Annotated in this window: 7 protein-coding genes; 4 read left to right on the top strand and 3 right to left on the bottom strand. The window is 74.5% G+C overall.

From position 1 onward, the window contains the following. The first annotated feature begins 230 nt into the window (after positions 1–230). Both IH80_RS0117380 and IH80_RS0117385 read left to right on the top strand, forming a co-directional pair. Entirely contained in the window at positions 231–1,838 is a 1,608-nt protein-coding gene (locus tag IH80_RS0117380) for an MFS transporter (RefSeq protein WP_234432271.1), read from the top strand. A 76-nt stretch (positions 1,839–1,914) separates the two neighbouring features. Then, entirely contained in the window at positions 1,915–2,754 is an 840-nt protein-coding gene (locus IH80_RS0117385) for a hypothetical protein (protein ID WP_234432272.1), read from the top strand. 370 nt (positions 2,755–3,124) lie between these two features. On the opposite strand, the gene IH80_RS0117390 is transcribed toward IH80_RS0117385, so the two are convergent. The 3 genes from IH80_RS0117390 to IH80_RS0117400 all read right to left on the bottom strand — a co-directional run bounded on the left by IH80_RS0117390 (position 3,125) and on the right by IH80_RS0117400 (position 7,425). After that, complete coding sequence (locus tag IH80_RS0117390) at positions 3,125–3,997, bottom strand: hypothetical protein (RefSeq protein ID WP_030961468.1); 873 nt, start codon at positions 3,995–3,997, stop codon at positions 3,125–3,127. Positions 3,998–4,139: 142 nt separating this feature from the next. Then, the gene (locus IH80_RS0117395) at positions 4,140–6,422 is read right to left on the bottom strand and encodes an SUKH-4 family immunity protein (RefSeq protein ID WP_030961469.1); all 2,283 of its coding nucleotides are present in this window, start codon (positions 6,420–6,422) and stop codon (positions 4,140–4,142) included. Positions 6,423–6,429: 7 nt separating this feature from the next. Then, on the bottom strand, positions 6,430–7,425 hold the full coding sequence (locus tag IH80_RS0117400) for an SMI1/KNR4 family protein (protein WP_078906583.1): 996 nt from the start codon (positions 7,423–7,425) through the stop codon (positions 6,430–6,432). Between the two features lie 230 nt (positions 7,426–7,655). Here IH80_RS0117400 and IH80_RS0117405 point away from each other — a divergent pair, with 230 nt between their 5' ends. Together IH80_RS0117405 and IH80_RS0117410 are read left to right on the top strand one after the other, a co-directional pair. Beyond that, positions 7,656–8,216 carry a YwqJ-related putative deaminase gene (locus tag IH80_RS0117405; protein ID WP_030961471.1) on the top strand — a complete coding sequence of 187 codons (561 nt, stop codon included), beginning with the start codon at positions 7,656–7,658 and terminating at the stop codon, positions 8,214–8,216. 2 nt (positions 8,217–8,218) lie between these two features. Continuing rightward, positions 8,219–8,737: an SUKH-3 domain-containing protein gene (locus IH80_RS0117410; RefSeq protein WP_030961473.1), complete on the top strand. Its 519-nt coding sequence runs from the start codon at positions 8,219–8,221 to the stop codon at positions 8,735–8,737. Positions 8,738–9,122 lie beyond the last annotated feature (385 nt).

Below are 9,122 nucleotides of genomic sequence, written 5' to 3' on the forward strand. Positions count from 1 at the left end.
CGTATCCGCCCGGGGGTTAACCCCACCCGCACCCCCGGTTCGTATGCTCCAGTCAAGGAGACGCCGGACGCCCCCACCTCCTCCGCCGGGAGGAAAGACCCCTGGCCCGTAGTGCGGAGGGACCCCTAGGGGATGTCCACCCTTCGGACCACCCGGCCTGAGGGATTCCGCCCGCGGGGCGGCGGTGAGACGGTGTCCTCCGCAACTACGTGCAAGGGGAAGGGATCTCGGTGCCCGCTGCGGACAGCACGGACGGAAGCCCGGACGGCGTACCCGCCGGGCGTACGGGCACCGCCCCCGGAGCGGCGGTTTCGGCCAAGGACGCGGCCGGCACCGCCCGGCCGGCCGAACGCCCCCCGACCTCCGTGGTCGTCGCGTTGATGCTCGGCATGGCCCTGGTCGCCCTCGACAGCACCATCGTCGCGACCGCCGTCCCCCAGATCGTCGGCGACCTCGGCGGCTTCTCCGTCTTCTCCTGGCTCTTCTCCGGCTACCTGCTCGCCGTCACCGTCACCCTGCCGGTCTACGGCAAGCTGTCCGACACCTTCGGCCGCAAGCCCGTCCTGCTCTTCGGCATCGCCCTCTTCCTCCTCGGCTCGTTGCTGTGCGCGTCCGCCTGGAACATGGCCGCCCTCATCGCCTTCCGGATCGTCCAGGGCCTGGGCGGCGGCGCCCTCCAGGGCACCGTCCAGACCCTGGCCGCCGACCTGTACCCGCTCAAGGAACGCCCGCGGATCCAGGCCCGCATGTCCAGCGTCTGGGCCACCTCGGCCGTGGCCGGCCCCGCCCTCGGCGGGCTGCTCGCCTCCTCCGCGCACTGGCGGTGGATCTTCCTGATCAACCTGCCGCTGGCCGCCCTCGCCCTGTGGATGGTCACCCGGCACCTGACCGAACCGGCACGCTCGCCCGGCCGCCGCGGTCCGGTCGACTGGGCGGGCGCCCTCGGCGTCTTCTGCTGCGGCGGCCTCCTCCTCTTCGCCCTCGTCCAGGGCGGGGTCGCCTGGCCCTGGCTGTCCGCCCCCTCCCTGGGCCTGCTGGGCGCGAGCGCCGTACTGGCCGCGGTCGTGGTCCGGGTGGAACGGCGGGCCGAGGAGCCGATCCTGCCCGGCTGGGTGTGGCGCCGGCGCACCATCGCCGCCGTCAACCTGGCCATGGGCGCCCTCGGCCTGCTGATGGTCGCCCCGATGGTCTTCATGCCGACCTACGCCCAGTCCGTCCTCGGCCTCGGACCCGTCGGCGCCGGACTCGTCATGTCCGTGATGACCCTCAGCTGGCCCGTCACCGCCGCCCTCAGCCAGCACGTCTACCGGCGCATCGGCTTCCGCAACAGCGCGGCCGTCGGCATCTGCCTCGCCGCGATGATCCTGTACTCCTTCACCCTGCTCCCGTACCCCGCCCGGCCCTGGCAGCCCGCCCTGATCATGCTGCTGCTCGGCGCCGCCCTCGGCCTCTTCCAGCTCCCGCTGATCGTCGGGGTCCAGTCCACCGTGGACTGGGCCGAACGCGGCACGACCACCGCCTCGGTGCTCTTCTGCCGCCAGGTCGGCCAGAGCGTCGGCGCCGCCCTGCTCGCCGCCGTCGCCAACGCCACCATCGCCGCCCGGCTGGCGGACGCCCCCGCACCGGGGCTGCCGCGCCACCTCGACGACGTCGCCAAGGCCCTCGAACACCCGGAGCTGCTCCCCCGCGCCGCCGCCGACCACCTGCGCGAGGCCGTGGCCGCCGCCGTCGAGCACATCTTCCTCGGCGCCACGGCCGCCGCCGTCGCCGCACTGCTCGTCCTGCTGCTGGTGGCCCCGCGCCGATTCCCGGTCCTGCCCGAACTGCGCGACGACTGAGGTCCGCCGTGTCGCCTTGTCATGGCCAGGGCAGTCGGCGAACCTCGTACGCAGCACCGACATCCGGGGGGACACCATGGCATCCGCACTGTGCGCACTGCTCTTACTGGCCGCACTGGCCGGCCCGCTCTGCCTGCGGCTGCGCCGCCACCCGGCCTTCGTCACCGGCCGCGACGGCCGGCTCTCCACCTCGACCGCACTCGCGCTGGCCTGGACGGTGATCCTGGTCTGGCTCCTGCTCACCATCCTCGGCCACGGCCTCACCGCGGGCGGCGGCGTGAGGTACTTCCAGGGCCCCGACGGCCCGCTGTCCCCGCTGACGACGGTGTACCTGCCGCTGCTCGGCGGCCCCTACGTGGCGCTGATCGCCGCCAAGACGGTCGTGGGCCTGCGCGTCGAACGCGGCACCCTGGCCAAACCGCCGGCTCCGCCGACCGCGTCGGGCCGGCGGCCGCTGCGGGAGCTGATCGCGAACGACAGCGGACGCACCGACCTCGTCGACCTCCAGTACGTCACGCTCAGCGCGGTCACGATGCTCTACGTCGTCCTCTTCTTCCTCGCCGACGTGGGTGCGGGACTCCCCCGCCTGCCCGAGGAGATCTGGGCCCTGACCGGAGCCCCGGCCGGCGCCTACCTCGTCAACAAGATGGCCACCCGCGCCAACCCGGTGATCACCGGGGCCTCGCTCTGCGGCGACCGGCTCACCGTCGAGGGCGGCGGCTTCACCGACGCCCGCCTCACCGTCGACGACACCCCGCTGGAGGCACGGCCCGACCCCGTGACCGGCGCCCTGACGGCCACCCTGCCGCCGTCGGCGAAGCCGCCCTTCACGGTGGTGGCGACGTCCCGGGGCCTGCGCAGCGACCCGTACCGCTACGAGGCCCCCGCCCTCCCGGCCCGACAGACCGCGGGCTGAGGATGTCCCCCCTGACCCCGTCCCGGCGCGCACCCCGGCGGGCCTGGACGGCCACCGCGCACACCCGCGACCGACCGCCTCCACCGGCACCTCGTCCGGCGGACGGACGGCACGGACACCGTGCTCTCACGCACCCCCGGCGGCGGCTGGGAAACCCGCGCCCTCGACCGGGCGGGACGGCCCTCCTGTGCCTCGTCACCGTCGCGAGCATCGACCGGCTCCTCGATCCACCCCTCTGGAACTCCTCTGAGCCCAGCCGTCCTCGGGGCGGGCGACGCGGCCGGGTCCCCGGCACCAACCCGCCCCCAGCCGGCCCGCAACCGGCCGGCCCGCAAACCGGCCAGGGCAACGCCCGGCCCGGGCAACGGCCTCAGCCCTCCGCAGGCGCCCGCCCCGTCAGCGCCGACAGGCTCGCCCTGACGTGCGCCATATGAGCCCGCATCTCCTCCTGCGCCTCCCCATGCTCCCGCAGCACCCGCTCCGTCTCACGCGAGACCCGCTCCTGCGCCACCCGCGCCTGCGCCACCAGCTCGGCGGCCCGCGCCTCCGCATCCTCCTGGCCGTGCCGCGCCGCCTCCTCCGCCTCCGCGTACCCCCGCCGCGCCTCCGCCAGCCCGGCCTCCGCGTACCGCTCCGCCTCCGCGTGCCGCGCCTCCAGCTCCGCCTCCCGTGCCGCCAGCTCCCGCCCCACCGCCTCCCAGCGCTCCCCCTGCTCCCGCTCCCGCTCCACCCGCGCCGCCTCGGCCCGACGCCGCACCTGCGCCAGCGCCGCCGCCGCTTCCGCCCGCCACGCCGACGCGTCCTGCCGCGCCCCCGCCCGCAGGTCGTCCGCCTCCCGCTCCGCCCGCAACAGCCCCTGGCGCGCCCGGACCTCGGTCTGCTCCCGCACCGCCTCCGCGTCACCGCGCGCCAGCTCCGCCATCCGCTCGGCCCGCACCCCGGCCGCGTCCAGCGCCGCGGACGCGTCCGCCCGCGCCTCCACCCGTACGGCCTCGGCCTCCTCCTCCGCCAGCTGCAGGATCCGCCGGGCCCGCTCACCCAGCTCGTCGTACGTCTGCGGGGCGAGTCCGGCCACGACCTCACGCAGCCGCGCCGCCTCCGCCTCCATCTGCTTGGCCAGGACCGTCAGCCGCGCCACCCGCTCCCATGCCTCGTCACGGCTCCCGGACAGCCGGGCGAGATACCGGTCGACCTCTTCGATGCGATAGCCGCGACCGCGCACGGTCGCAAAGGGTGCACTCATCCTGGATGCGCCTCTCTCGCGGGGATTCCCGTCAAGGATGCGCCATTTGATCCCTGAAGCCCGAATGGCCGGGCCGAGCCCCCGTCCAAGGGTCCCGACCCGGCCACTCCACGGATCACGCGCCGACGCGATCAGACGGACATCACAACAGCCCGTCCCACATCTGCTCCAGCAGCACCGACCACCAGCTCTCCGGCGACGAAAGTGCCGCACTGTCGAGGCCCGCCAGATTCGCCTGGAAATCGACGGTCCAGCGGCCCGCCTGCTCCGGCGTCAGATGCTGACGCAGCCGCCACATGTGACCCAGCATCGCCATCGAGCGCACGAACTGCGGCAGGCTCGAATTCACGAACTGCGGCGGCACCGGAGCACCCCCCGGACCACCCTCGACCGGCACCGCGACGATGTGCGCGGTCCCGTACTGCACGCACAGCGCCTTGCCGAAGTCGCTGCCGATCACGAGGTACGAGCCCGCGTCCGACGCCGGCTGCACCTGACGCTGCGCCGCCAGCTCGGCCAGGGTCGGCACCGGCTGCCCCGGCACCGCCTGCGCCCAGAAAAACGGCCCGAAATCGACCGGCAGACCCGCCCACATCAGCGTCTGCGCCACGATCTCCGGCACGCCCTGGCGGGAGACCGCCCGCTGGTCGAACCGGAACACGCCCTGCGGACCGAACGCCGCAGCCAGCTCCTGCCCGATGGCGTCCAGCGGGATCGCCGGCTGCAGCGGAACCTGCGGCAGCGGCGCACGCACCGGCGCCGGGCGCGCCGGCCCGTCGGCGACCTGGTGCAGCTCGCCCTGGTGGGTGAGCAGGTGCCGCATGCCCTGCTGCCGGCCCGCGTGGTCCTTCCCGTACGGGGCCACGCTGGTGATCCGCACCTGCGGCCACGTCTCCCGGATCATCCGGGCGCAGTAACCGCCGGGCAGCTCGCAGGACTCCAGCTCGGTGTGCAGCTCCAGCACCTGCTGCGGCGGCACGTTCATGGCGCGCAGCTCGTAGAGGATCTGCCACTCCGGGTGCGGGGTACCGGGCGCCGAACGACGGATCAGCTGCTGCTCGGAGCCGTCGGGAGCGCGGTAGCGCAGCACGGCCTGGTAGCCGGGGCCGACCGTGGGCGCACCCGTCGGGGCCTGCGGCTGCGCCACGGGCCCTCCCGGCGGCGGGCCGGGCGGACCGGGAGGCTGCGGCACACCGGGACCGGCGAGCATCGTCGCGGCATGGTCGAGCCCGCCACCGGGGGCTCCGGGCGCACCGGGCGGACCCGGAGGCTGCGGCACACCGGGGCCCGCGAGCATCGTCGCGGCATGGTGGGCGCCCGCACCGGGAGCCCCCGGCGCACCGGGCGGACCGGGAGGCTGGGGCGCACCGGCACCCGGAGCACCGGGCGGACCGGGAGGCGCGGGCGGCTGCCCCGTCACGGCGGGACCGGCCAGCATCGTCGCGGCGTGGTCGAGCCCACGACCCATCGACCCCGGAGCACCGGGCGGACCAGGAGGCGCCGGCGGCTGCCCCCCACCCGGAGCCGGAGCGCCGGCACCCGCACCGGAAGCCCCGGCCGCGCCCGGCCGCGAGACCTGGGCCTTGCTCGTCGGAGCGTCCGCGATGTCCTGCGGCGACGACCCCAGCGCGGGCACGATCGCGGTCCTCGGCAGCTGGCTGCCGCCCGGCATCAGCGTGGTCTTCGCCTCGGGAGCCACACCGGACGACGGCGCGTCCTCCAGGTCCGATCCGGACAGCGGCGGCGCGAACACGGTCGCCGGCAGCGGCACGGACGCGTCGTCCGCGCCGGAGTTCACATCGGTACCCGCCCACGGCGTGGCGCCCGTCGGCACCACGGCCGCAGGAGTCGCCGGAACCCCGTCGTTGGCCGTCGGCTCGTACGGGATCTCGCCCCCGCGCCGCAGCGGCACCGCGTCCGCGGCACCCGGAACGGGGGCCGGGGCCGGACCGGACTCCGCGGAATCCGCATCCGGAGCCGCAGCGGACACCGCGTCCGAGCCCGGAGCCGCCGACGCGGCAGCCGCGGCCGCGGCCGGCCTGGGCGCGATGCCCGCCCGGTCCGCCGCTTCCTGCAGCCACTCCGGCGGACTCAGCATGAACGACGTCTGTTCCGAGTCGATCCGCGGCGGCGGAACCGAAGCCTCCGCAGCCGCCGACGCGGCCACGGCCCCGTACTCCTCCTCGTACCGGCGGATCACCTCACCCACCGGCAGACCGGGCCACAACGTCACCTCGCCGCTGTCCCGCGCGATGACCAGCCGCTGCCGGCCGCCACCCGACACCGGACCCGCCGCACGGTCCTCCGCCCACACCACGAACCCGAGCCCGAACTCCCGTACCCGCACCTCCCGGTGCTGGTACGCGGGCACGTCCCCGTTGATCCATTCCTCGGCGCGCTCCTGCGCCTGCGCAAACGTCACCACCGTGCCGTCACCCCTCATCCGTACCGGCACGCGTCACCGGAACCGAACGTGCGAATCCGCCGTCCACCATCAGACCGGCCACCGTCTCCAGTTCCGGCGGGTTGCCCGCCAGCCGCTCGAGGAAGGCATCGAAATCACCGCCGCACGGCAGCAAAAGCCGCTCCACGCGCTCCTGCACCGACCATCCGTCCTGGTCACGTGCGTCGTCGTAGGGCGAGAACCACACCGAGCCGATGCCCTCGCCCTTCACCTTCAGCGCGATCAGACCGCCCTGCGCGAAGGCCACGCACAGGTAGTCCTTCGTCAGGTGGTCGCGCAGGCACTTGTTGACGTAGACGAGGTCGTTGACCGCCGCCTCCTCACGCACCGTGAAGAACGGCTGGTCCACCAGCAGACCCAGCTCCACGTCCAGCCCCGCGCCCACCGGGGCACAGCCGCCCGAGGCCTTCAGGAACGAGCGGTACGCCTCCGGCAGCCGGTAGCCGAGGTCCTCCTCGACACCCTGCACCTGGCTCTCCGAGACCGACACCACGGACTTCGGCAGCCCGATGTGCACCGGACGCACCTCCTGCAACGGCCGCGTCCCACGCTTCTCGTGGTCCACCGGAGCCGTCGCCAGACCCGCGTGGTGCCGCAGCAGCGCCTTCACCTCGACCGGGACCAGCTCCATGCGCCGCGAACCCGCCACGTGGTGCCAGGTCCATCCGTGCGGGGTGGCCACCGGACCGACCGTGTCCCACAGCTCGTGCCCCGCGGCCTTCATCGCCGCGTTCGCGGACACGCAGTCCGTCAGCCGCAACTCGTCCACGCCGAAACCCTCGGGCGGTTCGGCGATCTCCACCGCCGCACGCGCGTAGGCGGAGAAGTCCGGATACCCGTCACCGTCCATCCGCACTCCGTGGGGATGCCGAGCGGCCCGGACCGGGTCCGGGAAATGCACGACCTGCCCCGAGTAAGCGGCGTTGGGTGGCGCGGCCTGCTGCCCGAGCCGACCTGTCGTCATGGCGGTAGCCCCCTGCTGGATCTGGCTGGTTCACCACAGCCTATGCGCTGGGGCAAGAGGCTCCCCCGCCCGCGACCCGCACACCAGCCCGACGGCCAGGAACATCCGAATTGATACGAAAATTCGACCCCGCTTCCGTATGACAGATGACATTTGGCAGGCTGTCCCCGCAGCACGGGGGCGTGCGCGAAAGCGGTCACCACCGCCGCCACGGGAGGGAAAGCGCGACCATGCAGAACACGGCAACACGTACGGAACCGGGCGACGGCACCGCCGGCGCGACGGGCACACCCGCCGAAGCGGGCGGCCCCACCGGCGACCCCCGCCTGCGCTGGAGCAGCAGCGACGGCCGGACCACCCCACCCGTCCTGCGGTTCCGCCGGGACGGCATCCTGCCCACCGTCGCCGCCGCCCTCTCCGTACGCGGCGAGACCCTCACCGGCACCGCCGGCAAGGCCGACCAGCCACCCTCACTCCACCCCCTCGTCCAGGACTTCCTGGACACCCTCACCAGCGGACAGCGCGAGCGTTTCACCGGACGATGTCCCGAAGCGATACTGCTCTCCCGCCACTTGGCCGCCGTCGAGGCCGCCCGCTCCCGGCGCGCCTCCCGCAAGCCGCTCTCACCCAGCGAGGCCCGCCGCTCCCTCAAGCACGCGAAGATCACCGCCCGGCGCATCCGCGAGGACGGCGACCCCCTCCACGGCAGCTACGCGCCCCCCTGCCGCTCCTGCGACGCCCTCCTCGCCCACTTCGGCGTACGCCCCGTCGACCTCACCCCAGCCGAGTAGCCATGACCACCACCTCCGCCTCCTACGACCGCTCCTCGACCACCCGCTTCCCGGTCGCGGTGGACTCCGCGCTGCGGACCGCCGGCTGGGAGCCCGGCCGCTGGGACGCCAAGCAGGCCGAGTACTGGGCCGACGCCCTCCGGGACCACACCACCCCCGCCGGGCACCGCCACACGGTCTTCCCCGCCGCCGTCGAGGCCTGGGCCGAATTCGGCGGCCTCACCGTCACCGCCCCCGGGCCCGGCCGCCAGATCGCCCCGACCCCGGTGCGCATCGACCCCCTCACCGGGCTCCACCTCGCGCGCACCTTCGCCGACCTGGGCCGGGCCCTGTCCACCGAGCTCTGCCCCCTCGGGGTCGAGGCCGACGGCGGTTCCCACCTGGCGCTCGACCGCGAGGGGCGGGTCTACGGCATCGACCACACCGGCGACTGGTACCTCGGCTCCACGGTCGACGAGGCCCTCACCCTCCTCCTGACCGGCCTCCAGCCCGCCCGCCTCACCACCCAACCGCCGACCTGACCGCTGCGCGGCTCGGCTCCCGCCGGGGGTGACATCGTCGCGGCGGGGGTGATGGGGTGTGGGGCGGTGCCCCGGCGGAATGTCTCCTCGGCCGGTTCGCTGCGCGGCTCGGCGGTAGTGGGCTGTTCCTGCGGGGCGGTGGTGATGGGGTGTGGGGCGGCGCCCCGGCGGAATGTCTCCTCGGCCGGTCCGCTGCGCGGGCTCGGCGGTAGTGGGCTGTTCCTGCGGGGCGGGGGTGTGCGGTGTGGGGCGGTGCCCCGGCCGCTGTCCCTGCGGGGCGGGGGTAATGGGTGTGGGGCGGTGCCCCGGCGGAGTGTCTCCTCGGCTCGGCGCGTGCGGCTTTGTCGTGATGAGGCGACCCTGGTTGCGCGCTCGTCCTGCGGGG

It is taken from the genome of Streptomyces sp. NRRL S-378, from assembly GCF_000720645.1.
Classification (GTDB): Bacteria; Actinomycetota; Actinomycetes; order Streptomycetales; family Streptomycetaceae; genus Streptomyces.